The organism is Acetobacter fabarum, assembly GCF_011516925.1.
Lineage (GTDB): Bacteria > Pseudomonadota > Alphaproteobacteria > Acetobacterales > Acetobacteraceae > Acetobacter > Acetobacter fabarum.
In genome coordinates this window covers 1-26,968 of record NZ_WOTG01000008.1, presented here as the reverse complement: position 1 = coordinate 26,968, position 26,968 = coordinate 1, and the positions used below count along the sequence as shown (strand labels likewise).

Below are 26,968 nucleotides of genomic sequence, written 5' to 3'. Positions count from 1 at the left end.
TCTAGGTACGCTCACACAGCATGTTATCCAGACGCGAAAGACCGCACCAAGTCTCAAATTCGTTGAAAGGGATTGCTAAAGATTGTCATCGTTGAGATCGAAGGTATCCATGGCAACTATGAACGTATCCCTGCCGGACCCCATAAAGAAACGGGCAAAGACTCAAGCTAGGACGGGACGCTACAGCAATGCGAGCGACTACGTCCGCGAGTTAATCTGGCATGATCAGGAGACCCGTGCGGCGCATGATGGGTTCAGGGCCACATCACGGCTGGTCTGCGTAGCGGCGTTGGGACCAGGAGCATGAAGCAGTTGCTGCAGGATGCGCGCGCGGATAGCAGGACGACGGATGCCGACCTGTAGCAAAGACATGCCTCGTCAAAGATAGCATCGTCAGCATCTACATGTAGGGTATCAAAGAATTCGAGCCACAGCGAACCGAGGCCTTCCATACAGGACTGGCGGACGCCTTCGACCTTATCGCCTCACCTCAGCAGCTTGCGCCGGAACGTCGTGAGTTCGACCCACCGATACGGCTCCACCGTCATCGGGCTCACCATATCCTCTATCTCATTGACGACGACGGGGCTTCTTATCGTCCGTGTCCTTCCCCGACTACGGCACCGGGAGCGGTTAATGGAAACAGACTGACGACGCTGCCACTGCGTGCAAAATCTGCGTTACCGTTCGCTGGAAACGCCTGTCGTTCCCGCGACAGGTGCTGGTTTTCTGTCCCGCCGCCGTTTCTGGAAGGCCCGATCTGTCTCCATAAAACGCCCGACCATGAGCGGCACCAGCCTGGCCGCATCGGGGATGGCATCTGCCGCCTCCCCTGCTTTTTCCGAGACCAATTCAGCATACAGCAGCAGGTCTCTTCCGCTGTGGCCAGAGCGATGCATTGCCGTCTTACCCGCGAAACACCCTCTTGCTGGCGAAGCGGTGCTCGAATGGATGATGCTGAAAAAGGAGCGTTTTCTGGTCAGCAGTCTGGATCCAGGTCAGGAACTGACACGGATCATTCGTGCATGTCTGGGCCGCAGCAGTCATCATCCCACCCTGATCGAGCATGATATCCCGTTGGCGTCTCTGCGGCCTTTTGTCAGTGAGGACCGAGGGATCATGATCGATTGTGAAAGCAGCACAGGCGAGACATTGCCGGGGATTGTCTACCGGGAGCTACGGTTCGAAAACGCGCCGAGCGAGTTGCGGTTCGCTGCCTGCTGGTTGCGAAGCAACCCAAGCCGTCCCCTCGCCTCCTTCCTCTCCCTGCTCAGGGAGCGTTACCCTGACCTGATCCCGCCGACTTCACCCGAGCCACCCGCGCATGACGCTGTTTCTGGAACGCCCGATCCGTCTCCATGAAACGTCCAACCATAAGCGGCACCAGTCTGGCCGCGTCTCCGCCCATACCGAGCGCAGCCGCACGCATGGAGCCGCCAAAATCGAAGGCGAAAATCTGCGAACCTGCATAACGCCGGAATTGCAACGCCATGAGCGCCAGCAGCACAGACTTCCCCGCCCCCGTCGGTCCGGCGATCAGGGTGTGCCCGACATCACCGACATGCAGGGAAAAGCGGAACGGCGTAGCTCCTGCCGTTTTGCCATAGAACAGCGGCGTTGCCTTGAAATGCCCATCCTGCTCCGGCCCTGCCCACACGGCGGACAGTGGAATCATATGGGCCAGATTCAGGGTCGAGACCGGGGGCTGACGCACATTGGCGTAGACGTGACCGGGCAGGCTCCCAAGCCAGGCCTCCACGGCGTTCAGACTTTCCGTCATGCAGGTGAAGTCGCGGCCCTGGATGATCTTCTCCACGAGGCGCAACTTCTCGGCAGCAATCGAGGCAGAGCCGTCCCAGACCGTCACGGTCGCGGTGATATAGGCCTGCCCCACATCATCCGCGCCCAGCGATTGTAGCGCGAGGTCAGCGTCGGCGGCCTTGTTGGCGGCGTCATTGTCCACCAGAACCGATGCTTCGTTGGCCATGACCTCCCGGACAATGGCCGCAATGCTCTTGCGTTTTGCAAACCACTGACGCCGGATCTTCGTCAGAACCTTGGTGGCATCGGTCTTGTCGAGCAGGATGGCGCGGGTGGACCAGCGATACGGCATCGCCAGCCGGTTCAGGTCATCGAGGATCCCGGGAAATGTCCGCGATGGGAAACCGGTAGTGGTTAGGGTTTTCAGATAGGCATCACCTAGCTTCGGTTCCAGACCACCCGACAGCGGCTGATCCACCAGTAGCACGTCGAGGTGCATCGGGATTTCCGGCACCCTGACGCGCTGGTTCCGGGTCGAAATAGTACTGTGCAGATAGGTCAGCGTTTCGCCGTCATCCAGCCAGGAGGCTTCGGGCATGAAGCCGTCGAGCAGGGCCAGCAGCCGGTCGCTACGGTCCACGAAGGCATGAAGCATCCCATGCGGATCGGGACCATCATGCTCCCTCCCCTCATAGAGAAAACGCGCCGCCCGACCGGAAGATTCCGCAGGCGGCAATACCGTCGCGTGCATCGGCCTCCCGCGTTTCCCGCTGGTTATAGAAAGGATGCAGTTCAACCTGATTGATGGCCGGAACGACGTCGGTCTGACTGATTAGCGTTTCCAGCCGGCTTGGAACGAAATTGCATACGCCGATAGCCCGGACACGGCGTTCGGTCAGCAGCTTCTCAGCTGCGTGATAGGCTGCCAGTGTCTTGTCGAACTGCTCCGGCGTCGGCCAGTGAAGAAGATACAGGTCCAGATAATCGAGACCAAGCCGATCCAAGCTTAGATCGAAGGCGCGGAGCGCTTCGTCGTAACCATAGTCCGTGACCCAGAGTTTCGTCGTGACGAACATCTCGGAGCGATTGATCCCGCTTCTGCGAATGGCCGAACATATCTGCATCGCAGTGCGCGCACCGACACGCGGATCCATCTATGCTTGGGAGTTCGAAAAGGACGGGGATGAACTCAAGATAAAAGTGCAAGGTCAATTCACGTCGAACTCTGGGTCGCTTGCTATCAAGGCAGCCATAGCTGGCCTAGGCATCGCTTTCGTACCGGATTTTCACGCCGAAGCCGCGATTAAGGCCAAACAGGTCAAAATATTGCTTGAGGACTGGTGTCAGCCTTTCCCAGGTTTTCATCTCTATTATCCCAACCGCAGGCACCACTCGCCGGCTTTTTCTCTGCTTCTGCAAGAATTGCAACGATCGAGAAGATAGGTTGGCGAAACTGACATCTCAAAATCCAGAGTTCGGGACAACGCTTCAAACTGATCGCCAAGCCTACTCAGGCGAGCAAGCCGTTCCTCAACATCAAAAAAATGGTCAGCTTCATCATCCATCCCTCGTCGTGAAATAAACGATGGAAATACTGGCAGGAACTCATAATTAGAGGGCTTTTCAAACCCTCAATATGCAGACAATTAGTCTTATTTTACGGATCGATCCCATAGGGCGTATACTGCTTCGTGCAGGAAGACTGGACCCGGCGCGATTCCAAATTCTTTCTCAATCTGCTCCAGGCGTTTTTCGAGAACGAAGAGAAATATCCTGTAATGATGCGCTGCGTGTCCGTCATCTCCCTGATAGGCTGGGTTGCCTTCACAGAAGGTGCCAGAGAGGCACAGGGCAACGTCCAGGCTATAGTATCCACGGCACACCATGGGACGTTGCTCATAGATTGAGCATGCGCCATCGAACAGAAACGGGCAAAACGGCACGCCGGTCAGCAGTCTCTGATAAAGCTGCTCCAGGCGATCCAGCGTGAAGGTGCGTTGTGCATGATCCAGCGCAAGGTGTGCAAAAATCGGATTGACCTGGATGAGACTTCTGCAACAGGTGTCGCAGCCATTGCGGCACGCGACAGGTTTCACAATGCAGAGATGGTTGAGGTGATCGGATACGTCATTGCAGAGATCCAACAACCTGCTGGCAAGCCGTATCATGTCAGAGGGCTGGGAGAGGTTGGCCAACCCCTGCCTGAGCATGGCATCGGCTTCACTTACCTTGCTCCGCATATAGGTAAGGGTGGCCGTCGCGGGGACGGGTAGTGATGGCTGAGGCATGCGCTCTTTCCTTCACGGCTCTCGCGCAGTGAATTGTCTGTGTCGTCTATGCGTCGAATGAGGCTGATCGTCAGAGGATATGCTCGGCAAGAGGTGCCTTGCGGGGCGGTATCTCTGTGCCCCAACCGCCGCCGAGCGCCTTGTAGAGGGTCACAGTGTTCGACAGGGCCTGGAGTTGGGTCGTAATGGCTGCAAGCTGGGCGGTATACCATGCCCTCTGCGCGACAAGTGTTGCGAGATAGGGATCATAGCCGGCCCTGAATCTCTGCAGGGCGAGGGTATATTGCCGCTGATTGGCAGCGACCGATGCCTGCTGGGCCACCATCTGCCCGAGATAGGTTTCCCGCCCGGCCAGCGCATCCGCGACTTCGCGAAACGCGGACTGAATCGTTCGCTCGTAGCGGGCCACTTCTTCTCGTTTGCGAGCGTGGGCCTGCTTGAGCTGGGCAGTCAGACGGCCTGCGTCAAAAAGCGGCAGGGTAATCTGCGGTGCGACATTCCATGCGCCCATGCCGCTCTGGAAGAGCCGGGTGATGTTGTTGCTTGCCGTGCCGTTGGCGGCCGTGATCTGGATTTTAGGAAAGAATTCGGCCCGGGCGGCACCAATATCGTCATTGGCTGCTCGCAACTCGCCTTCAGAAGCCGCTATATCTGGTCGTCGGCTTATCATATCCGATGGCAGGCCTGCCGGCACGACTGGAAATGGCGCGATGGAATCAAGAGAAGTCCTGGTGTTCATGGAGCGGATCGTGGCGTCCGTGAGCGGGGTACCCACCAGCAGGGTTAACTGATCAAGAGCCTCCACGCGTTGTCGTGTGTAGATTTGCAGACTGGTTTCGGCGTCATGCATGGAGGCTTCGGCTTCCGCCAGGTCCAGTTGCGTACCTGTGCCGACTTCGACTGTCTGTTTGACAAGATCGTAAGTATGGCGTCGGTTTTCCAGAACATTCTGTGTAACTGTGAGCGCCTGATTGTTGGCGACCCAGTTCAGCATGGCCGTCGCCACACTGGAAATAATGCTCAGCCGCATGGCCTGCTGGTTCAGCGCGCTGGCCATATAGCGGTCGAACGAGGCTCTCGATGCACTTCGTATGCGGCCCCACAGGTCAACTTCATAGGCGGAAATACCGAAGCCGACTGCATACTGCCGCATGTAGATCGGTTCGTCCGTGCGGGAGAGGCTCCAGATATGAGAGTTCATTTTCTGGATATTGGCACCGGCAGTGCCATTGAGTGTTGGAAAGAGAGCCGCGTTTTCTATATCAAACTGGGAGCTGGCAGCCGCAGCCTGCTGCTGGGCTATACGCAGGTCGCGGTTATTCTCCAGCGCGCTCGCAATCAGGGTTTGCATCACCGGGTCCCGATAAAAAGACCGCCAGTCCTGCAGGAGCGCAGAGGCATCCTGCCCTGCAACGCCCTTCCCCTGCCCCTGTGGCCAGCCGTTGGCAACAGGAGCCTCCGGTTTGTGATAGTGCGGGATCATGGTGCAGCCACCAAGAAGAGCCAGCAGCAGCGCTCCACATACAGAAGAACCCCGCACGATCAGAGCACCTTCAGCGATTTGTCGAGTTGAGGAGCCACAATGCTTCCCTCATGCAAGGCAGAAGGCGGATGGACTACAAGCTGGCTGCCATCGGGCAAACCATCCAGAATTTCCAGATGATCGCCATAATCCCGACCAATCCTGACCTTGCGGACCACAACCTTGTTATCTGCCTCAACAGTTTCCACAGACAGGCCATCGGCCTCGTAGTTGAGTGCTTCTGAGGGCACCATAATAACGGGGGCTGCCCGTGGCAGATCAAAATGGATTTCCGCATAAAGCCCGGCTGTCAGGCGATTATCGTGGTTATCAATGTCGATCTCGACGGGCAGCATACGGCTTCCCTGTTCCAGCGCGTGCCCTGTTCGCGTCACTGTGCCTTTGAAAGTCTGACCAGGTCGTTCCGGCACTACGATCGAGGCCGGCTCCCCCACTTTGACTGTCAGAGCAGCATCCTGGGGAACGTGGACACGTACGCGTAACCGGTCGGTGCGGGTGACCACAAACAGGGGGCGTGACGCGGCGTTATCAGCGCTGACCAGATCTCCGGCCTCCACGTTCCTGACGGTGACAACGCCGTCATAAGGGGCGGTCACCGTCGTGTAGGCCTGACGTTGCGCAGTTTCAGCCAGCACGGCATCAGCGGCTTTCTGTTCGGCCTGCCGGGCATTCTGGGTCAGACGATCGACATCGAAATTCTGTTTGCTGACAGCCCCACCGCCGACAAGCCCGCCGGACCTGCGGGCGGTAATCTGCGCCAGAGCCAGATTGGCACGGGCCTGCGCCAGTGTGGCCTGCGCCTGCTCAACGCGGTGATCGAGTTCCGGCGCACGGATAATCGCCAGAACCTGTCCGGCCTGCACAGGGGTTCCGATATCGACAAATCGCTTGTCGATATAGCCCGAGGCGCGGGCCCCAATGGGGGTTGTCTCAATCCCCACCGTCTCGCCCGGCAGGTCTAGCGACAAAGGTTGTGTCGAAGCACGCGCGATCATGGTCCGCACATCAGGAACCTGCTGGTCGCGTTCTCTGGCCGTTGCCGTGACCGCGTGCGCACGCTCGACATGGCTATAAACGCCATAACCAACTGCGACGATGACACTCAAGCCTGCAACAACGCCGGGGGAAAGCCGCCTGTGTGCGTGGCCAGATTGGGACATGACAGGATCAGACGACATTCTCATATTCCTCAAGTAGGCGGGATTCACGACGGCGCAGACGGCTGTAGAGCCAGGGGACAACAAAAAGCGTGGTGCAGGTGCCAATCATCGAGCCGCCAATCACGGCGCGGCCCAGAGGTGCGTTCTGCTCGCCGCCATCTCCGAGGCCCAGCGACATCGGCAGCATGCCGATCACCATCGCGAGGGAGGTCATAAGGATCGGTCTGAGGCGTTCCCGGCCTGCTTCCATGGCGGCTTCCATGGCGTTCATGCCATGCGCGCGGCTTTCCTTGGCGAAGGTGACAAGCAGGATGGAGTTGGCACTCGCCACGCCCACGCTCATGATCGCCCCCATGAGTGAGGGCACGGAGAAAGTCGTTCCCGTGACGAAAAGCATGAGCACGATGCCGCACATGGCCCCCGGCAGACCCAGTATGACAACCAGCGGGTCCATGAAGGACTGGAAGTTCACGACCATCAGCAGATAGACCGCAACCGCCGCAACCAGCAGGCCAATCTCAAGGCGCGCGAACGAGGTGTTCATGCTGTCGATCTGCCCTGCTACCTCTATGTTGTTGCCGGGTTTCAGATCGCCTTTATGCCGATCTACGATCCGCCCGATATCGCGTGCAATGCTCCCGAGGTCACGATCCTCGGCGCTGGCGTCGATATCCAGAACCGGCTGGATGTTGCTGTGTGAAATCACGTCAGGCGCTACCGCGCGCTCGATGGTTGCCACGTTCCTCAGCAGGGTCGGGATACCGGCCGCCTGCGATGCATTCCCTGCCACCACCAGCTTGCCCAGATCATCAACGGTGTTGACCTGATATTGCGGCGTCTGCACGGCAACCGGGTAAAGCGTTCCCATCTGCGGATCAGGCCAGAAGTTCGGCGTGACCGTGTTGGAGGAGGCCTGCGAGACCATAACGCTACGGGCTACATCATTCAGAACGAGATTGAGGTCCTGCGCCCGTTCGCGGTCGATCGACACGTTCAGGGCAGGTGCGGCAAGCTGCTGATGCAGGTGCACATCCACAAGACCGCGCACATGGCGCATGTCCTCCATGATCTTGCCCATAACCACGCGGTTATTCGCCTGATCGTAGCCCGTGATCCGCACATCGATCTGGGATGTCAGACCAAAATTCAGGATCTGCGTTACCATGTCGGCGGGCTGGAAATAAAACACGACATCAGGGAAGCGTTTGGCCAGAACTGTGCGCAGACGGCTGATATACTCCGCTGTCGGACGATGCTTTTCCTTCAGGGCCACCATGATTTGTCCGTCATTCGGGCCAATGGTTGAGCCATCATCAAAGGGCATGGAATAACGGAAGGGGATGCCGATATCGTCAAGCACCAGTTCGCGCTCATTCTGGGGAACAACTTCGCGAATGGTATCTTCCACCTGATCGAAAATCCGTTCGGTCGTCTCAATTCGCGTACCCGCAGGCGCACGGACGTGCAGCTTGAACTCTCCGGCATCAATAACCGGGAAAAAGTCCTGCCCCACCTGCGTTGCAAGAAGCACCGCGCCCAGAACAAAGATGCCGCCTAGAGCCGGAACTTTCCATGAGCTATGAAGAAGGCCGGACAGCGTCTTTTCATAACCATTTCGCAGACGCTCAAACCGGGCATCAAATTTCGCGCCGAACCGTTCAAAAATCGTGGGGGGCTTCCCAGCCTCTTCACGGCGCTTCCCAGCCTCTTCACGGCGCTTCTTGGCCTGTTCTTCGGAGCGCAGCAGAAGAGCCGCAAAAATCGGCACCAGAGTCCGGCTGATGACGTAGGAGGCCAGCATCGCATACACAACGGCCAGCGCCATAGGCGTGAACAGAAAGCGTGATGGTCCGGTCAGGAATTCCACGGACACGAACACGCAGGAAATCGCCAGCGTGGATACCAGTGTCGGCAGGGCAATGCCCGCGGCACCATCCAGAACGGCTTTGCGCAAGTCTGCGCCGTCATGATGCAAACGGTGGATATTCTCGATCGTGACCGTGGCATCATCGACCAGAATGCCCACGGCCAGCGCGAGGCCACCCAATGTCATGAGATTGAGCGTCTCTCCGGTGGCAGAAAGAATGGCGATGGAAGACAGGATCGCGAGCGGAATGGAGACCGCCACAATCAGCGTGGAACGCCAGCTTGCCAGAAAGGCAAGGATCATGGCGGCAGTCAGCAGACCGGCAATCACGGCTTCAGACGCCACGCCCTTGATGGCGGCCTTTACGAACAGGGACTGATCAAACAGTTCGTCAATCTTCATGCCCGGAGGTGCTGCGGCGCGGGAGATGGGCAGAACCGTGTCCCGCATGGCGTTCACAACCGCCAGCGTCGACGCATTCCCGGCTTTCATGATCCGCAGAAGAACCGAACGCTGCCCTTCACGGCGCACCACGTTATGCTGCACCTCCCAGCCATCACGGACCTGCGCGACATCACGGATGCGGATGATGGCGCCTGTATTCGGATCTTTCCGCAGTGGAATGTTGTTGAGCTGCTTTGAAAAATACGGAATGCCGTTCATCTGGATGTTGTATTGAGACGGACCGAATTTCACCGTTCCACCCGGAAGTGTCAGGTTCTGGGCGTTAATGGCGTTGGACACATCCAGCGGGCTGATTTTCATGGCCTGCAACTTGGTCGGATCAATATCGACCATGATCTGCCTGATCTTGCCGCCATGCGGCGGGGGCAGGAGCGTGCCGGGAACAGGCGCCATCTGCTGCCGCAGACGATACACGCCATAATCGTACAGCTCGCTTTCCGTCAGCTTGTCAGAAGACAGGGAAAGCTGGAGAACCGCCACACTGGAGGCGCTATACTGCATGATAATGGGAGGCTGCACGCCCGGTGGAAGCTGGGCACGGATGGATTGCGTGGCAGCAACGGTCTGCCCGAGAGCGACCCCGATATCCACCCCGGGCTGGAAATACAGCTTTTGAAGCACAAGACCGGGTGTGGTCTGGCTTTCAATCGTCCGCAGATTGTTGACGAAAAAACTATGAGAAAACTCTGTATAGGTACTAATGCGTTTTTCGGTTTCCGGTGCAGACAGGCCATCATAATACCAGACGACGGTTACGACAGGGATATCGATATTGGGGAAAATGTCAGTCGGCGTTCTGAAGATGGCGGAAATGCCAAGTAACAGTATCAGCGCTGCACCGACGATAAAAGTATAGGGCTTTCGGAGTGCGAGACCAACAATGCCCATATCTTCTGAAAATCCTGCTTTTAACCGGGAGCGCACGCGACCACGATGATTTTGACATCGACACAGTCAATCATCTTGGAATGTACACTGCACATTTATGGAACGATTAGATGAGCAGAATATTCATAAGCTCCATATTGAGACTAGTCGGTTTTTTCCGAACATGATTATGAGATAAATTCATCAATGATCTCACTATCACGCACAACCCGCCAAATGATCTCATGAGGAACACCTTATCGAGGCACCTCATGAGATTCAAAAAAACTATCCCGACCGTCCTGAAATTACCAAGGGAGATGACCGTCTTCATTCTGGAACGTTCCGGTTGGTCCATCTTTCCCGATCAATGCCAGTTTGATGGCGATACCAGCGGCTTGTTCAGGTTTGCGCGTTGGAGCAACCACAGCGTCTTTCGTTGCATCCGTTGCTGTATATCCTGGACAGACGGCATTCACCTTGATGTCCTTCTCGGACAACAGTGTCGCATAAGTTAGTGTGAGTGAATTTACAGCCGCCTTTGACGCCTGATAGGTCGGCAGAACAAAGGCTGAATACTGCCATGCCTTGTCATTCCGAAGACCAAACGAACCCAGTTCCGAGGAGACATTCACGATGGTCGCAAAGGGCGCCTCTTCGAGGAGCGGAATACAAGCATCCATCAAGCGAAGCGTGCCGACGACATTGAGGGTCAAAGTCTGTTCCATGCGCTCAACAAGCGTCATATCCTGAGCAAAATCCAAACCTATACCGGCATTGTTGACCAGAATATCCAAGCGCCCATAGTCACGCTGGATAAGGCCACAGGCTTTCCACACGCTTGCATCGTCTGTCGTATCAAGCTGGACAGCACGGACATCCAGCCCCTCCTGCCTTAAAGCGGCGCTAACCTCATCCCCCTTTTCCAGATTCCGGCTCCCTAAAAGAACCGTTACGCCTTGCCGCGCCAGACCTTTGGCGATTGCAAAACCGATGCCCCTATTTGCCCCACTTACCAAGGCTATTTTTTTCTGATTGCTTGATTGAAACATTGTCAGTCTTCCAGAACGTAATCGGATATGAGCAGAAAATTTGCAACATATCCTGAAGAAACGGACCCGATCATAAATGAGCGAGAGCCTTGCGGAAGCAGGCTGACAACCCGTATAAAACCTCAAGCTAACTTGAGGTCAAGCGCTAAAATGACAGAACAAAAATCATCTGCGAATTTTCTAACGGTCGGGGAAGTCTCGCGTCGTAGTGGCGTTGCCGTGTCGGCTTTACATTTTTACGAAAGTAAAAATCTAATTTCTTCAATCAGAACACAAGGCAACCAAAGGCGATACGCGCGGGATATGCTGCGGCGAATTGCTCTGATTAAAGCCGCGCAATCCCTGGGTATCTCTTTAGCGGATATTACAGCTATATTGGCTGCGTTTCCGCTCACTGACAAAATTTCCGCCAAAGATATTGATCAAATGGTACGGAAATGGTCTGTAATGCTAGATGGGCGTATTACAGGACTGACAAAACTCCGTAATCATCTTGATAAATGTATCGGATGCGGATGCTTGTCCCGAACCGATTGCCCCTTGGTCAATCCTTCAGACTGTCTTTCCAAGGAGGGTCGCGGCGCGGTCATTCTCTCCTGATCATTGAGTTCATTACATCAGGGATTTCTTCGCATATAACGCGTCTATTTCTTAACTAAAATACGGCGGATCGGGACGATTACATGGCACGCGAAAACTTGAATGATTTGACCGCTCTGGTCGCTGTTGCACGGGCAAAAAGTTTTACAAAAGCTGCCGCGAAATTAGGCGTATCACAATCGGCACTCAGCCATACCATTCGTCTTTTGGAAGAGCGCCTTGACTTGAGATTGCTGACCCGCACGACAAGAAGCGTTACGCCCACAACTGCTGGACAGCAACTGATCAGCGGCATTGCACCACATTTAGACCAAATAGAAAATCAACTGACATCATTAGGAGAATTAAGAAATCAGGAATCTGGAAATCTTCGAATTACAATGCCCGATGATGCTCTGGCTTACGTTGTCCTGCCTAAGATAAAAGAATTCGTCCAAAAATACCCCAAAATCAATGTGGAATTTGTAGCGGATCTTAAACTTATTGATATTTTTTCTGAATATTTTGATGGAGCAATTCGACTTGGTGAAAATATAACAAAAGAAATGACATCTGTCCCTATCACACCAGATATTCGTTTTGTTGTGGCTGGATCACCTGAATATTTTTCAAAAAATCCCAAACCGAAACACCCAAAGGATTTATTAAATCATAATTGTCTGACTTTACGGCTTCCAACGCATGGTCGCATTTACGCCTGGGAGTTCGAGAAAAAGGGGAAAGACATAACCGTGAAGGTAGAAGGATCTTTAATTTTTAATAGCATCTTTCCCATTCGAGATGCCTGCCTGGAAGGCTTAGGTTTGGCTCATATGCCTGAAATGGTAGCACGAAAATACATTCAGGAAGGACGCCTCCTGCAGGTTCTAGAAGACTGGTGCCCTTACTGGTCCGGGTATCATCTCTGCTTCCCAAGACACCATGAAAATGTTGCTCCACTTTCTCTTTTTATTGACGAAATGCGCCTTCATAAAAGCAACCGTTGAATTTCAAAAATCTCCCCATTTTCAAGATAAAAATGGGGAGATTTTAAAATTAAGGTTCAAATATTATGTTAGATTTTACTTTAATATGGCGACACGCACTATACTCCGCATTTGTAGATGCGGTTTGCCATTAACGCGCTGAGTGACGCCGCTATAAGAATGAGTGCGCTCACACCAAAAGTCGCACGATAGCCACTTCCGTCGAAGAGAATTCCCCCGCAGGTTGCCCCCATGGTAATAGCCAATTGTACGACCGCAACCATAAGCCCACCTCCTGCTTCCGCATCATTGGGAAGCGTTCTCGCCAGCCAGGTCCACCAGCCAACAGGAGCAGATGTCGCAAACAGCCCCCAGATGGTAAGAATGACGGCAGACATCACGATCGACTTACCTAGGCAAAGAAGCCCGACAGCCAGCAACGCCATAATAAATGGAATGATTATAAGAACCGGATAAACGCTGTTCTTCAACAACCCACCAATCAACAGAGTTCCAACAAGACCGGAGACCCCTATCAGCAACAAAATAAACGACAGAGTGGAGACGTTGACGTGAGCAACAATTTCAAGAAATGGTCTTACATAAGTAAACAGGCTAAATTGCCCCATAAAGAAAAGGCCTGCTCCCGCCATACCAACGGCGACCAAAGGCTTTTTGAGCAACCTGAAAACGTTTGGTGACGCATGGGTCTTGCCAGACGTCATGGACGGCAGACTTACCAGTTGCCAAAGGAAGACAATAACAGCAACTGGAACAACACAAAAAAATGCTCCACGCCAACCGATCAGACCGCCAAGAAAACTGCCTGCAGGAGCGGCGATAACGGTTGCCAGGGCATTTCCGCCGTTCAGAATGGCCAGAGCCCGTGGAACATGATGTTCTTCGACCAACCGCATGACTGTAGCAGCCGACATAGACCAAAAACCGCCAATGACCACCCCGATTAAAGCGCGGCCGAGCATGAAGATGAGATAATTTGGTGCGACGGACACCACACTCCCCGAAACAATCATCACACCAATTAGCCCCAACAGGAGCCTCTTGCGATCAAGCCCTCTGGTCAAGGAAGATATGAACAGGCTCGTCAATACGGCAAAAGCACCAGAAACTGAAATGGCCTGCCCAGCCTGTCCTTCACTGATCTGTAAATCAGCCGCAATCGGGGTCAAGAGACTGACAGGCATAAATTCGGATGCAATGAGAGCGAATGCCCCGAGAGACATGGCGAGCACGCCACTCCACGAGCCAGATCTCGCTTCTGGCTCCACTTCCACATCAGGTGATATTTCAGATACTTCTTTCATTATACCTCAACTGAGTGACCCCTTCCGAAATATAAGGGCCATTTTTCTGAATTCATCAGTATTTTTTAAGTATATTGTGACTAAATATAATAAATAATTTTAATCACAACAAAGAACTCATCAAGCATGTGCTGAATAAACCAGATGACGTGCCAGAACTAGACCGTATAATATCATGATCAAAATGAGCAGATTTCATGAATTAGACTAAGATCCCGCCCAGCAGTATTCATGAAATATACTCATCTCTATGTTCTAAATATCGCCTCTAAACCCAATCTTTTTATATCGCTATAATGGTTGGGTCAGGCTTACCGGATGAGTGATTCTCAGCGGCAAGATCACGACGTATTTTGTTTCTACAAAGCTCGGTGAGACCATCTACTGCGTAAGTCGGTCTGAATGTGTCACCCACGTTACGGGTTTTCGCAAAGGTTTCATCTCCAGATGGGAGATAAGGTAAATATGAAAATACGTCTGACACTTGGAGAGCAAGTGATCTTTGCTTCGTTGGAAGACACTCCTTCGGGGAGAGATTTTCTCTCTCTTTTGCCAATGACTTTGATGCTTGAAGATTACAATGCGACTGAGAAGATCTGTGACCTTCCCCGGCATTTGTCGAGCGACCAAGCACCAAAAGGATATGCTCCTTCCGCAGGCGACATTACCTATTATGCTCCTTGGGGAAATATCGCCATCTTTTATCGTAATTTTGAATATTCATCTGGTCTCATCAAGCTAGGCCAGATTGAAGACAACATTGAAGGGCTTGCTCTTACCGGTCGCCTAAAAATGCAGATGGAAGCTCTTTAAACAAAGTACATAATACCATTGATGTATTAAGGAATGCACGGGGGATCACCATATGAACCAGAAACAGCTTATTTTATCCTACGTCAGAAGAAAATACGATACGATCCCGGACCATCCCTTTCATTACTTTCCCGACTATATCGCACTCCGGCACGAAGATCGCGAGACGTGGTTTGGACTTATCATGAATGTGCCTCGCCAGACACTCAAGCTGAGTGAAGGCGGGAATGTCGATATTCTCGACGTCAAATGCCGTCCAGAAAATATACAGGATTATCTTACGACAGAAGGAATTGTTCCGGCCTATCATATGAACAAATCCCACTGGATCAGTATCCTGCTGGATGGCAGCGTTTCTGATGCTCTCATCGAAAATCTTATCGACGTTAGTTTCAAACTGACGCTCTAGAGATTTTTTCCCATGCGCAAGGCTTCAGACAGACTAAAAATCGTAGTCTCTGAACACTCTGTCGATTGCTGCGTGGCAACACTCAAACCGCTTAGGATTACCATAAATGATTAAAGATAAAGTCGTCCTCATCACGGGCGCATCCTCGGGGATCGGCGAAGCCGCGGCAAAGCTACTGGCCGCAAAAGGGGCAAAAGTTGTCCTCGGTGCGCGCCGGGAAAGCCTGCTAAAACAGATCGTGACCGACATTGAAAAAGCCGGCGGTCAGGCTGCCTATCAGGTTCTGGACGTCACGAAGCCATCTGATAACGAACGCATCGTACAATTTGCCAAGGACACGTTCGGTCGTGTGGATGTCATCTTCCTGAATGCGGGCCTCATGCCCAACTCCCCGGTTTCGGCACTCAAAACCGATGACTGGAACAGGATGGTCGACGTCAACATCAAGGGCGTCCTGAACGGCGTCGCAGCCGTCATGCCGTCTTTTCTGGAGCAGAAATCCGGACAGATCATTGCGACGTCATCTGTTGCCGGTATCAAGGCCTATCCGGGATGCGCTGTCTATGGCGGCACGAAATGGTTCGTGCGCAATTTCATGGAAGTGCTGCGTATGGAGTCCGCATCCGCGAACAGCAACATCCGTACCGCAACGCTCTACCCCGCTGCGATCAACACCGAGTTGCTTGATTCCATCACGGACAGTGCCGTGCAGGAACAGATGCAGGGTCTTTACAAGACGTATGGCATCTCGCCTGATCGCGTTGCCGAAGTCGTTGCGTTTGCCATCGACCTGCCGGAAGACACGACTGTCAATGAATTTACGGTCGGTCCTGTAAACCAGCCCTGGTAACAGGCAGGCCTATTGTCAGGCCCGCTCCTTTACGGGCCTGACATTTCCGCTTCGTTTTCCCGGTTTGAAAATACCCGTGCGTTCACGAGAATAATCATCAACGCCGCAGCGATAAAAGTCACGGAAAGCAACGGGATACGAGCAGCCCCGAGGCGGTCAAAAACCAGACCTCCAAGCGCGCCTCCGCTGAAAATTCCAGTGTTGTAAACTGTCGTCAGCATCGCTGTCGCCAGTTCCGCATGGGCACGCCCGGCAATCCGGGCTGTTGCCGATTGCAGGATCGTTGGCAGTCCGCCGAATGAGCATCCCCACAAGAAAATTATCACAACTTCGATTGCCGGGGAACGGACCAAAAACAGGACCAGAAGCGACACCACCGTCAGTGCAGGCACCGTAACCGCGACACCAAACGGAGATTTGTCAGTCAGTCGCCCTACCGTCGTCACTCCTATCAGAGCCCCACTCCCGAAAAGCAGCAAGGCCTCGGTCGTTCCATGCGTCAAACTCAGCATTTCGGCAAACGGTGCGATATAGGTGTAAAGAGCATAATGCGCGATGATGCCCAACAGCGTCACCAGCAACACCTGCCGCATTCCCGGAATACCTGCGACATGTTTTATGGAAGACGCCTGCTCTTCCTCCAGACTGGAAACAGACGGAAGAATAGCCAGCACCCATGCGACAATGCCGAGCGCCACAGCCGACAGCAACGCGTAACTGACGCGCCAGCCCAACACTCCCCCCAACATGGTCCCGAGAGGCAAGCCCGCGACCATCGCAACCGTGCTCCCCACAAGCGTCATTGCAACGGCCCGCCCGACATTCCTGCCGTCGCTGATCCTGACTGCGAACCCAATCACGACAGGCCATGCAACGCCCGCTGCAAGACCAGCAATGATCCTTGCCGCCACTGTAAGAGCATAAGACGCTGACAGCGCCGTCACGCTGTTTGCCAGCGCAAAACAGAACAGCAGGCCAATCAGAAGAGGTCTGCGTGGAAGACGTCTGGTCAGCGCCACGACTGGAATCGCAGCCGATGCGGAAGCCAGTGCATAAACAGAGACAAGCAGACCAATCGCAGAGGGCGCAACGTCAAGATCCTGCGCCATGGCCGGCAGGACACCCGCCGGCATGGTCTCGGTCACAATCATCAGAAAAGCTGTTGTCGTCAGCGGGAGCAGAGCGCCAATCCGCATTCGACCACCGGGAAAGTCATGATCCAGTCGGGCGTTGGGAGATGTCGTCACACTCTGCGTTTTCCTGAACGAAGGGCCATCACGTAGGGGCTGATGGCTCCTGGATGCTTTGTGTCCTGATAAACTCGGCGAGGACACGGGCCGAGGAAATCGCCCGCGGCCAGCCAATATAGAACGAAAGATGCGTGACAAGTTCGGAAAGTTCGTCTCGCGTCACGCCCATCTTGACGGCTTTTCCAAGATACATCGCCAGAAACTCATTCTGCCCGGAGCCGATCATGGCACTGACAGTCACGAGATTACGGTCTCTTGGCGTCAGGCCAGGACGCAACCACACGTCTCCATACAGCAGATCGTTCGTAATCTCGACAAGGCCCGGCGCAACCGTCCCGAAACGCTCCTGAAGCAGGGCAACTCGGGCCGCATCCCCCGGAAGCGCCTCATCAACCGACAACAGATCCGGACTCACGGGCGGCAACTGATCCGCTGACACGCCGCGTTGCGCAAAAATCCCCTTCAGGGAAACAACCGCATTAAACGCCGTTGACCACCCCGCATAAAAAGCGACATGCGTGATGAGTTCAGACAGTTCACCTGGTGTCACACCACTGTCGAGCGCCTTGGTGAAATAATGCGAGAACCCGATTGTCCGCTCCCCAGCCACGAGAGCGGAGACGGTCACGAGACTTCGGTCACGTGCGGAAAGACCGGAGCGCGCCCACTGATCCCGAATGATTGCGGTTTCCGTATAATGCGCCAGAGCAGGAGCCACACCGCGCACATCTTCCAGCGTCAGAGACGGAGTATTGGACATCGTCTTGCTTCCTCCATGACACCGCTCGAAGCGAAAGAGACGATGCTCTTCCGCTGCCGCATACGCGGCATAGCCGAACGTTCCAAAAGTTACTTGCTCTGTGTTGAACCCGAGACAAAGCGCTGGGTGATTTCCGCCACGCGCTGTCCAAGGTGGGCTGCCGTGTCGAGATCGCTCTTGATCGGCGTCACATCCGGGGCCTGATCATTGTTGGACTGCGCCATGGCACCCAGCCAGCTTCCGATGCGGTTCAGATCGTTCACACTGCCGGTGCTGCTGCTGTTGCCGGGCATCAGGCCGAGATTGACCCACGTCATGCCATGCTGGGCAGCAAAGAGCGCGATGGACACCAGCGAGTTGAGCTTGTCGCCGTGCTGTGCACCAGAGTTGGTGAACCCCGCCGCAATCTTGTTAAGCCATTTCTGTTCGAACCATGCCGTCTTGGTCGAGGCTTCCATGAATTCCTTGAATTTCGCGCTGATCAGGCCGTTATAGGTCGGCGAACCAAAGATAATCGCGTCACTGGCTTCCAACGTGTCCCAGGGAATCTCCCCGTCACCGATTGAAATCAGCTTCACATCGGCTCCCGCCATGCGACGCGCGCCTTCCGCAACCGCTTCTGCCTGCCTCGCGGTATGGCCGTAACCACTATGATATACGATAGAAATCAGCATGATAGATAATCCTGCACTATGTTTTTGCCGCAGAGGGCGGGCAAAGAGCGACACTCTTCCGACCAACTCCACGCTGGGCCTCGGTAAGTTTATAATGTAGAATTATATGAGCGTGTGGCGAAATCCATTCCCATAATATGAGCGTATGATTCTACAATAAGGGCACCATGCACCACCGCCTTGAAAATATATCCGTCTTTGTCGAAGCCGTTGAGGCAGGCGGTTTCTCCCGCGCGGCAGAACGTCTCGGTTTGTCGCGCTCCGCTGTGGGAAAGGCCGTGGCACGACTGGAGGAACGGCTTGACGCCAGACTCTTCAACCGGACGACGCGCGTTCTCACCCTGACCGAAGAAGGGCAGATCTATTACGATAAATGTCGACGCGCCCTTAAGGAATTACGCTCGGGAGAAGAACTGCTCCTCGCGGGTCGTACCGACGTTGTTGGCAAGGTTCGCATGTCGATGCCAATCTTGTTTGGTCGCCATTGCGTCACACCGATTCTTTTGGAACTGGCTCGCCAATATCCCAATCTTGATCTTGATTTGCGCTTCAGCGATCTCCTTGTGGACGTGATAGGAGAAGGTTTTGATCTGGCAATCCGCCAAGGTCCGATCGCAGACGGAAGCGGATTGCGCATTCGAAAAATATGCAGTCAGAATAAAATTATTTGTGCTGCGCCGTCATATTTTTCCGAACGTGCCAAACCTCAAACAATTCATGATCTTGAGATGCACGATGCCCTGGTTTACTGGCGTTCAAACAGGCTTTTTCCGTGGCAGTTAAGGGATCTGGACGGCAATCTACAGAACTGTAAATTAAAGTGGCGTCTTCAGTTCGACAATCTCGAGGCGATTGTCGATGCTGCCGTTGCAGGACTAGGGATTGCGTGGTTGCCTGACTGGCTTATCAGACCTCATCTGAATGAAGGTCGCCTTCTCTCTCTCCTGGACGGATTTCCCTCTACTGCTGTTGACACGTTCGCTGTCTGGCCAGAAACGCCAACATTACCCAAACGCCTGCGTGTAATCGTCGATACTTTGGCTGAAAAATTGCCCGGTATCAGTCAAGAAGATCCGATGCCCCACTAATGTAATTGAGTAAAAATGGCACTGTTGTAAGGATGCTTTAAACCATACACAGTTTACTCACACTCATGAGAATACCTCATGACCATGTCTATAATGAAAGGGCTAATCCCTGCCTGGGAAAAGGGCTATCTTTTCCCTCATTAGCGCCTTCATCAAGAGCTGATCGATAGACAGAGCTGTTTCAACGGATAATCGGCGGCCCAAATAGTTACCTGAAAGGTCGCTTCAGGCTCCTGTCATTCGAAAACAGGAAGGAATTTACAGCGGTAACGAGGCGCGATCAAACACGGAAGGATTGACCATGCACTATACATATCTTGGTCGGACAGGTCTGAAAGTCAGTAAGTTCTGTCTGGGCACCATGAATTTCGGTATGGTTACGGATGAACCAACGGCTTTCACCATCATGGACGCTGCGCTGGACTCCGGGATCAATTTCTTCGACACCGCCGACGTTTACGGTGGGCCACAAACACCGGACATGGCACAGGGTTTTGGCACGTCCGAAGAGATCATCGGCAACTGGCTCTCAAAAGATACAAATCGCCGGAACCAGATCGTCCTGTCCACCAAGGTGTACCAGCCGATGGGGCTGGGTCCGAACGACAAATATCTGTCAGCCTATCACATCAGAAAGGCCTGTGAGGACAGCCTGCGACGCCTCAAGACAGATCATATCGATCTGTATCAGATGCACCACATCGATCACCGGACACCGTGGGAAGAAATCTGGCAGGCAATGGAACTGCTCGTTCAGCAGGGCAAGGTACTTTATGTCGGCAGCAGCAATTTCGGCGGCTGGCACGTTGCCACCGCACAGGCCGCGGCCAAAGCCCGGAACTTCATGGGGCTGGTCTCGGAACAGAGCCTGTACAACCTGACCGCCCGCATGATCGAACTTGAGGTCATTCCCTCCTGTCGGCACCATGGTCTCGGCATCATCCCGTGGAGCCCGCTTGGCGGCGGTCTGCTCGGTGGCGTTCTTGGTAAGGAAAACGGTACGCGCAGAGCCAGCAAACTCAAGGAAATCGAGAAATACCGACCACAGCTTGAAGCCTATGAATCCCTCTGCGCGGAACTTGGCGAACAGCCCGCTGACGTCGCACTGGCCTGGCTGCTCCACAACCCTGTCGTGACAGCCCCAATCGTCGGCCCCCGCACGCAGGAGCAGTTGGCAAGCAGTCTTAAAGCACTGGACGTTAGTCTCTCTCCAGACACATTGAAGCGTCTGGATGAAATCTGGCCCGGCCCCGGCGGTGAAGCACCCGAAGCTTACGCCTGGTAACAACCGGCCCTCCTCCGACTGCCACTTCCCCCTGACACCAGCACGCCTGCCTGTGTCAGGGGGAGGATACCCTTTTATAGACTTCTCGACGCGGCATCGAGCTGGTCGAATTCTTCATCCGAAAGCGTGATCGCAGCCGCAGCAACGTTCTCTTCCAGATGGCTGACACGGCTGGTTCCCGGAATGGGCAACATCACGGGACTACGCCTGAGGAGCCATGCCAATGCGATCTGACCCGGTGTCGCACCATGTGTTCTGGCAATGCTATCGACAATCCCGCCCGGCTTTGCCAGTTCGCCGGCCGCCAGAGGAAACCAGGGCATAAAACCAATGCCATTGGCTTCACAGTATTCCAGCACATCTTCGTCCGCACGGTCGGTCAGATTGTACCGGTTCTGAACAGTAGCGACCGGGAATATCTTTCTGGCATCCTCAATCTCCGCGACCGATACCTGACTCAGCCCGGCATACCGGATGAAGCCCTGATCGATAAAGGAGCGAATGGTCTCAAACTGCTCCTCTGCGGGACGTTTGGGATCGATCCTGTGAAGCTACCAGAGGTCAATCCGCTCAACCTTCAGTCGCCGAAGGCTCAGACGAACAGCCTGCCCGAGATAGTTTGGGTCCCCGACTTGCGGCCATTGTCCTTCCGTCCGGCCAGGACGAACCAGACCGCCTTTCGTCGCAATGGTCAGGCCCCTGTAAGGCGCCAGAGCCTCGGCAATCAGATCCTCGCTGACGAAAGGGCCATAGCTGTCCGCGGTGTCGATGAAATTGACACCGATTTCCGGCAGGCGGCGCAAGACGCGCAGCGCCTCTTCCCGATCTTCAGGCTCTCCCCATACACCCGGTCCGGTAAGGCGCATTGCACCAAACCCTAGACGATGAACGGAAATTTCTCCGCCTAGCAGGAACTCTCCGGAAAGACTGGCATTAATTCGTGTCATGTCGGCATCCTTCATCACGCATTCGGCACCTGCACTCGGGCATCGTAACACTCGTTTTTTCAATCCCCGAGAAATTCAACGAGTTTTCAAAATAACTGGACTGCTGCTGGCAGGAACGGTTTGCTCCCTGAGTTTTTTCACATCCCCCTTCGCCACGGGAGGCTGCCGGTTTCCCCACGAGGATCGGATAAAAGTCAGCACATCTGCGATTTCCCCGTCGGAGAGCTGCTCGCGATATGACGGCATCCGATAGGAATCCGGCACACCTGCCGCGACGACACGACCAGACCCGTTGAGTGTGACGTTGATGGAAGAGGAACTGTCCGGCACCAGAGACGAAGCTGCTCCTGCCAGCGGCGGAACCCACTGCCCCTGCCCGCGCCCATCCGTGCCATGACAGAAGCTGCATTTCGCCATGTAGGTCTGCGCACCGGGGATGCCCTGCCGTCCGGCGGGTTGGACAACCGCAGCCTGTGTCGGCTCATACTTCCACGGCGTTCCGTCACGTTGCGCGTTGCCAGGCAGAGACTTGAGATAATGCGCAACTGCCCGCAGATCATCATCCGAGAAAAACTGCGTCGAGTTGTTGAAAGCCTCTGTCATGGAGCCGAACACGACGGCATGGTCGTTCCGGCCGGTCTTGAGAAAACGGAAGATATCGTCCTCACTCCACCGGCCCAGCCCCGTATTGGGGTCGTTGCGCAGGCTAGGCGCGAACCAACCATCGATCAGAGCGCCGGAGACAAAGGCCGCACTATGGCTGTCTGTCCCCTTTTCGTTGAAGGCCAGACTTCGCGGCGTATGACAGGCCCCGCAGTGCCCCGCCCCTTCAACAAGATAGGCCCCGCGGTTCCATTGGGCATCTTTCGACGTGTCCGGGCGATAAACGTCTGACGGGGCAAAAACCACATTCCAGAAAGCCAGAGGCCAGCGCATGTTCAGCGGCCAGGGGATCGTGCTTTCACGGTTTTCCTGATGAACGGCCGGGACGCCCTTCATGAAATAGGCATAAAGCGCTTTGACATCATCGTCAGAAAGCTTGGCATAGGACGGATAGGGCATGGCCGGATAAAGACGGTGCCCATCCTTTGCCACGCCGGAACGAAGCGCCCTGTCGAAATCCGCCAGCGTATAGGCACCGATCCCCGTCTCACGGTCAGGCGTGATGTTCGTGGCGAAGATTGCGCCCATCGGCGTCACCATCTTCAGGCCCCCGGTATAGGCTGCCCCACCCGGCACACTGTGACAGGCCACGCAATCCGTCAGACGGGACACATACTCCCCTCGCGCCACGAGTTGCGCCGACGGCTCTTCCTGAGAACCGGTTTTCTCAAAGGACGACGCAGGGAGACGGGTCACGAACCATGCCGCTCCCGCAGCCAGAACAGCCGACGCAGGGATCACGACTGCGAAAATTTTCTTCAGGCGGTTAGTCATGTTCAGTTCCGCACTCTTTCTGCTGCACGCGGGACGTGCCAGACGACGATCAAAGTCTCAGCTTGCAAAATCATGACGTGACAGCGGCATGCTTCGGATACGCCGCCCGGTCAGGGTCGAAACCGCGTTCGCCACCGCGGGTGGGATGGCAGGCAGCGGTGGCTCCCCGACGCCACCCATCTTCTCGCCACTCTCGACAATCTTCACATGCACACGAGGCATCTGATTCAGAGCGAGAATTGGGTAGCCATCATAGTTCCGCGCACGCGGCATACCGTTCTCGTAAACAGTCTCTTCAAGAAGCACCTGAGACAGTCCGAGAGCTATGGCTCCATTGACCTGCCCTTCCACAATCGCGGGGTTCACGACCTTTCCAGGGTCGATGGCTTCCCAGACCTCGTGCACCCTGACACGCCCGTTTTCGATCGACACTTCCGCAATCGCCGCAGCTTCAGACCCGAAAGGTGACGCCATGCCAATCCCGCGCGCACGGCGTGAACCATCTGCCGCCGTAAACGGGCCACGCTTCCAGCCGCCCGACAGGTCTGCGACCGCCTTGAGCAAAGTCGTCAGACGCCTGTTGTCCCGGAGCAGGTGTAACCGAAGCTCGTAGGGGTCCTGATGTCCCTTGTCCGCAAGTTCGTCCAGAAATGTTTCATAGAGAAAGTCATTCATGGAATTCCCGACGGAACGCCAGTATCCCAGCGTCGCCGGATTTCTGACGAACAACTGGGCGATCCGACGGTCGGGAATATCGTAGGCCTTGTTGGTCAGTCCTTCGAGGGCTGTCGGGTCAAGGTCTTTTCCGCGCTTCGTCCCGAGACCTTCCGTTGCTCCTTCCGTAGCGCTGACGACGTCAAGCGCAACAGGACGACCAGTGGCATCAAGCCCCGCACGGAACCGCACGGCCGCCATGGGACGCAGGGCATCGCGCAGGAACTCTTCCTCACGGGTCCAGATCAGCTTGATGGGCCGACCCGTCGCTTTGGCGAGCGCAATGGCCTGCGGATAGGGGCTACCATGGTCGTAAAGGAAATGACGTCCGAAAAACCCACCCAGTAACGGTGAATGAATCGTGATCTTTTCGGCATCCATCCCGGTGCGCCTGGCCATATCGGCACGGAACATGTCGGGGGCCTGGTTGGGGAGCCAGATGTCGAGTGTTCCATCGGGATTATACCGTGCCAGTGCGGAAGGAGGCTCAAGCTGCCCATGGTTCACGTACTGGCTGAAATACGTTGCCTCGACGACTGTATGGGCGTTTTTCAATCCGCGCGTCACATCGCCTCTGGTCTCCGCGTTCTCTTCTTTCCCGGATACTGTCGCCAGATGCTTCCTGAACTCTTCCGTCGAAAAATCCGCTGGCATCACACGAATGTCTGAGGCTGCCCCCGGTTCAGCCTCGACCCAGTTCACCAGCAGAGCTTCAACCCCGCGTCTGGCGTGCCACCACCGCTCGGCCACGACCGCCGCCGCTCCCGGCAGACGATGAACGGAGTGAACACCCTTCATCTGGCGCACCTGTTCTTCGTTGCGGATGGAGCCAACCGTCATGCCAAGACGCGGCGCATGCTGGACCGCTGCGTGCAGCATGCCATCAACCCGCACATCAATTGCGTAGTCGACCTTGCCTGTCGATTTTCCGTAGATATCCAGCCGCTTGACCGACTTGCCGATCCAGCGGAACTGCGACGGATCTCTCAGCTTTACACTGGCCGGATCAGGCACCGGGAGATCCATGGCCACATGCGCTAGGTCTCCATAATTGACCGTTCGGCCCGATGCGGCATGAACGACCTGTCCCGGCTGAGTGGTCAGCTCTGACACGGGAACACCCAGATGCTGCGCCCCGGCCTGAAGTAGCATCTCACGTCCGAGCGCACCGAGACGCCGCATGGCCGGATAGCCGTTCCGCACCGACATGCTCCCGCCCGTGATGCGCATACCGCTATCCATCACAGCGTATTCATCCCCTGCCGGGGCATTTTCAACAAGGAAAGTCGAAGGGTCCGCGTCCAGTTCCTCGCCGACGATCTGTGCCATGGCAGTGAACGTTCCCTGCCCGCCTTCAATGAAGGGGCTTTGCAGGCGCACGGTGTTATCCGGACGGATTTCCAGGAAGGCTGGGACCTGTGTTCCCCGATATTTTGGTCCCTTCGCAGCCTGAGCGCGCGCCTGTCGGGCCGGCAGACCGAAACCCAGCACGAATGCACCCGTTGCAGCGCCTGCGGATGTCAGCATAAAGCGTCGTCTGGACAGATTGACCGGGCCCTGCTGCATCAGGGGAGCATCATCAAAAAGACCGTTCACCATTCTTATGCTCCCCCGTCCGTTGAACCGGACGCCAGATCATGAATAGCGGCACGAATGGCGTTATAGGTTCCGCAGCGGCAGAGATTGACCATCGCTGCGTCGATGTCGGCATCCGTGGGGTGGGGAACCTGCCTGAGCAGTGAGGTCGCGGCCATGACCTGCCCGGACTGGCAGTAACCACACTGCGGCACCTGATGTTTCACCCATGCAGCAACCACACGCTTGCCAAGATCATCCTGCTCGATCGCCTCGATGGTCGTGATCGACGCTCCTGCCACTTTTTCAACAGGTGTCACGCAGGACCGCACGGCCTGGCCGTCAACCAGCACAGTGCAGGCCCCGCACTGCGCCAGCCCACAGCCATACTTGGTGCCCGTCATCGCAAGGTCGTCGCGCAGAGCCCAGAGCAAGGGAGTATCCGGTTCGACATCCACATGGTGCTGAATACCGTTGATGTTCAACTCCATGTAAACCTCCCATTATTGATTTTGTACAAAATCATTATGAATGGTGACGTAATTCACCAATCCAGATTTTTGTTTTCAGTCCATTCAACGGCGTGAACTCTTATGTTATTATTTTTCAGAATAGAAAATTAGCCCTAATTTAATGCATATAATCATGAGCGCAGCACATAAATGTATAACGATTTGAAGCTGTAAAACTTAAGGTATTCTATGTCTTCCCATGAACTAGACTTTGGATTGAAGTGAAGTCTGTGCCCTGAAAACTGACATTAAAAAATACCCAGAATCATGTCATCGGGATCCTGAAGGGGGGTCAGACATGTTCTGCGGCTACATATTTATGCCGCAGGCTCAGGACCAGAGATACTATGTTTATACGTGGCAATCGAAAATACGGCGGGATGGTGGAATGGCCGCTCAACGCTCTCTGTGAAGAGCTTGATAGCGGTCTAATCACTGGAGACACTGCCGGCAAAACACTCGCAGCACCCGGTGTGCACCGAGAAGCTATGATCTGGGCGCCCCGGGTAAGACGTATTCGCCATTCACTCACCGGTTGACCCGCTTTTTAAGTGGCTTCTCGTGCCTATTCTAGGTTGGCTCCGGAACTCACGCAGACGTGAACACCGACAAAATTGCGCCTGATTACTTTTCCATTTGTTTCCTATGTGTTTCCTGCGGTGTTCAAGCCACAAAAAAACCCGCCGTGGTTGGGCGGGTTTATCGTATCCTATTGAGGACTTGTTGCTTCATCTGGTTGCGGGGGCAGGATTTGAACCTGC

At 54.9% G+C, this 26,968-nt stretch carries 22 protein-coding genes and 2 pseudogenes; 9 read left to right on the top strand and 15 right to left on the bottom strand.

Annotated elements, in window-relative coordinates:
* Positions 1-666: 666 nt before the first annotated feature.
* Positions 667-1,362 carry a LysR substrate-binding domain-containing protein gene (locus GOB83_RS10005; RefSeq protein ID WP_456304136.1) on the top strand — a complete coding sequence of 232 codons (696 nt, stop codon included), beginning with the start codon at positions 667-669 and terminating at the stop codon, positions 1,360-1,362.
* 34 nt (positions 1,363-1,396) lie between these two features.
* On the opposite strand, the pseudogene GOB83_RS10000 reads toward GOB83_RS10005, so the two are convergent.
* Positions 1,397-2,497, bottom strand: a pseudogene (locus GOB83_RS10000) (VirB4 family type IV secretion/conjugal transfer ATPase); the annotation flags it as partial.
* Complete coding sequence (locus tag GOB83_RS09995; RefSeq protein WP_242005819.1) at positions 2,451-2,837, bottom strand: aldo/keto reductase; 387 nt, start codon at positions 2,835-2,837, stop codon at positions 2,451-2,453. The gene GOB83_RS09995 and the pseudogene GOB83_RS10000, both read right to left, overlap by 47 nt.
* Here GOB83_RS09995 and GOB83_RS09990 point away from each other — a divergent pair.
* Positions 2,827-3,204, top strand: coding sequence for a LysR substrate-binding domain-containing protein (locus tag GOB83_RS09990; protein ID WP_264802713.1), 378 nt, complete (start codon positions 2,827-2,829; stop codon positions 3,202-3,204). The genes GOB83_RS09995 and GOB83_RS09990 overlap by 11 nt on opposite strands.
* Positions 3,205-3,413: 209 nt before the next feature.
* Here GOB83_RS09990 and GOB83_RS09985 read toward each other — a convergent pair whose 3' ends face one another.
* From GOB83_RS09985 to GOB83_RS09965, 5 genes are all read right to left on the bottom strand, one after another.
* Positions 3,414-4,049 carry a YkgJ family cysteine cluster protein gene (locus tag GOB83_RS09985; protein WP_003618558.1) on the bottom strand — a complete coding sequence of 212 codons (636 nt, stop codon included), beginning with the start codon at positions 4,047-4,049 and terminating at the stop codon, positions 3,414-3,416.
* 70 nt (positions 4,050-4,119) lie between these two features.
* Positions 4,120-5,589, bottom strand: coding sequence for an efflux transporter outer membrane subunit (locus GOB83_RS09980; protein ID WP_231106270.1), 1,470 nt, complete (start codon positions 5,587-5,589; stop codon positions 4,120-4,122).
* Between the two features lie 2 nt (positions 5,590-5,591).
* Positions 5,592-6,770: an efflux RND transporter periplasmic adaptor subunit gene (locus tag GOB83_RS09975; protein ID WP_003618553.1), complete on the bottom strand. Its 1,179-nt coding sequence runs from the start codon at positions 6,768-6,770 to the stop codon at positions 5,592-5,594.
* A complete protein-coding gene (locus GOB83_RS09970; RefSeq protein ID WP_165925949.1) occupies positions 6,760-9,972 on the bottom strand; it encodes an efflux RND transporter permease subunit in 3,213 nt (1,070 codons plus the stop codon). Before GOB83_RS09970 ends, GOB83_RS09975 begins: the two co-directional genes overlap by 11 nt.
* 287 nt (positions 9,973-10,259) lie before the next feature.
* A complete protein-coding gene (locus GOB83_RS09965) occupies positions 10,260-11,003 on the bottom strand; it encodes an SDR family NAD(P)-dependent oxidoreductase (RefSeq protein ID WP_165925948.1) in 744 nt (247 codons plus the stop codon).
* Between the two features lie 150 nt (positions 11,004-11,153).
* Between GOB83_RS09965 and soxR the strand changes: the two genes are divergently transcribed.
* Together soxR and GOB83_RS09955 are read left to right on the top strand one after the other, a co-directional pair.
* Positions 11,154-11,603, top strand: a complete 450-nt coding sequence (gene soxR, locus GOB83_RS09960; protein ID WP_165925947.1) for a redox-sensitive transcriptional activator SoxR — start codon at positions 11,154-11,156, stop codon at positions 11,601-11,603.
* An 83-nt stretch (positions 11,604-11,686) separates the two neighbouring features.
* Positions 11,687-12,589, top strand: a complete 903-nt coding sequence (locus GOB83_RS09955) for a LysR family transcriptional regulator (protein WP_165925946.1) — start codon at positions 11,687-11,689, stop codon at positions 12,587-12,589.
* A 98-nt stretch (positions 12,590-12,687) separates the two neighbouring features.
* Here the strand turns inward: GOB83_RS09955 and GOB83_RS09950 are convergent, their stop codons facing one another.
* A complete protein-coding gene (locus GOB83_RS09950) occupies positions 12,688-13,893 on the bottom strand; it encodes an MFS transporter (RefSeq protein ID WP_165925945.1) in 1,206 nt (401 codons plus the stop codon).
* A 465-nt stretch (positions 13,894-14,358) separates the two neighbouring features.
* Between GOB83_RS09950 and GOB83_RS09945 the strand changes: the two genes are divergently transcribed.
* The 3 genes from GOB83_RS09945 to GOB83_RS09935 all read left to right on the top strand — a co-directional run bounded on the left by GOB83_RS09945 (position 14,359) and on the right by GOB83_RS09935 (position 15,965).
* Positions 14,359-14,706 (top strand): cyclophilin-like fold protein, encoded by a 348-nt coding sequence (locus tag GOB83_RS09945; RefSeq protein ID WP_165925944.1) that lies wholly within the window; start codon positions 14,359-14,361, stop codon positions 14,704-14,706.
* Positions 14,707-14,758: 52 nt separating this feature from the next.
* Positions 14,759-15,115, top strand: a complete 357-nt coding sequence (locus GOB83_RS09940) for an MmcQ/YjbR family DNA-binding protein (protein WP_165925943.1) — start codon at positions 14,759-14,761, stop codon at positions 15,113-15,115.
* A 106-nt stretch (positions 15,116-15,221) separates the two neighbouring features.
* Complete coding sequence (locus tag GOB83_RS09935) at positions 15,222-15,965, top strand: SDR family oxidoreductase (RefSeq protein ID WP_045543447.1); 744 nt, start codon at positions 15,222-15,224, stop codon at positions 15,963-15,965.
* Positions 15,966-15,994: 29 nt separating this feature from the next.
* Here GOB83_RS09935 and GOB83_RS09930 read toward each other — a convergent pair whose 3' ends face one another.
* From GOB83_RS09930 to GOB83_RS09920, 3 genes are all read right to left on the bottom strand, one after another.
* The gene (locus tag GOB83_RS09930; RefSeq protein ID WP_165925942.1) at positions 15,995-17,212 is read right to left on the bottom strand and encodes an MFS transporter; all 1,218 of its coding nucleotides are present in this window, start codon (positions 17,210-17,212) and stop codon (positions 15,995-15,997) included.
* Positions 17,213-17,240: 28 nt separating this feature from the next.
* Entirely contained in the window at positions 17,241-17,975 is a 735-nt protein-coding gene (locus GOB83_RS09925; protein WP_165925941.1) for a carboxymuconolactone decarboxylase family protein, read from the bottom strand.
* An 89-nt stretch (positions 17,976-18,064) separates the two neighbouring features.
* On the bottom strand, positions 18,065-18,649 hold the full coding sequence (locus GOB83_RS09920; protein ID WP_165925940.1) for a flavodoxin family protein: 585 nt from the start codon (positions 18,647-18,649) through the stop codon (positions 18,065-18,067).
* 167 nt (positions 18,650-18,816) lie between these two features.
* Between GOB83_RS09920 and GOB83_RS09915 the strand changes: the two genes are divergently transcribed.
* Positions 18,817-19,737 carry a LysR family transcriptional regulator gene (locus GOB83_RS09915; RefSeq protein ID WP_165925939.1) on the top strand — a complete coding sequence of 307 codons (921 nt, stop codon included), beginning with the start codon at positions 18,817-18,819 and terminating at the stop codon, positions 19,735-19,737.
* Positions 19,738-20,038: 301 nt separating this feature from the next.
* On the top strand, positions 20,039-21,022 hold the full coding sequence (locus GOB83_RS09910; RefSeq protein WP_035380756.1) for an aldo/keto reductase: 984 nt from the start codon (positions 20,039-20,041) through the stop codon (positions 21,020-21,022).
* A 74-nt stretch (positions 21,023-21,096) separates the two neighbouring features.
* Here the strand turns inward: GOB83_RS09910 and GOB83_RS09905 are convergent.
* The 4 genes and pseudogenes from GOB83_RS09905 to GOB83_RS09890 form a co-directional block, all read right to left on the bottom strand.
* Positions 21,097-21,969 (bottom strand): annotated as a pseudogene (locus tag GOB83_RS09905) (aldo/keto reductase).
* Positions 21,970-22,044: 75 nt separating this feature from the next.
* Positions 22,045-23,406, bottom strand: coding sequence for a c-type cytochrome (locus tag GOB83_RS09900; protein ID WP_165925938.1), 1,362 nt, complete (start codon positions 23,404-23,406; stop codon positions 22,045-22,047).
* Between the two features lie 57 nt (positions 23,407-23,463).
* Complete coding sequence (locus GOB83_RS09895) at positions 23,464-25,719, bottom strand: xanthine dehydrogenase family protein molybdopterin-binding subunit (RefSeq protein WP_165925937.1); 2,256 nt, start codon at positions 25,717-25,719, stop codon at positions 23,464-23,466.
* Between the two features lie 2 nt (positions 25,720-25,721).
* On the bottom strand, positions 25,722-26,186 hold the full coding sequence (locus GOB83_RS09890) for a (2Fe-2S)-binding protein (protein ID WP_045543439.1): 465 nt from the start codon (positions 26,184-26,186) through the stop codon (positions 25,722-25,724).
* Positions 26,187-26,968: the final 782 nt, after the last annotated feature.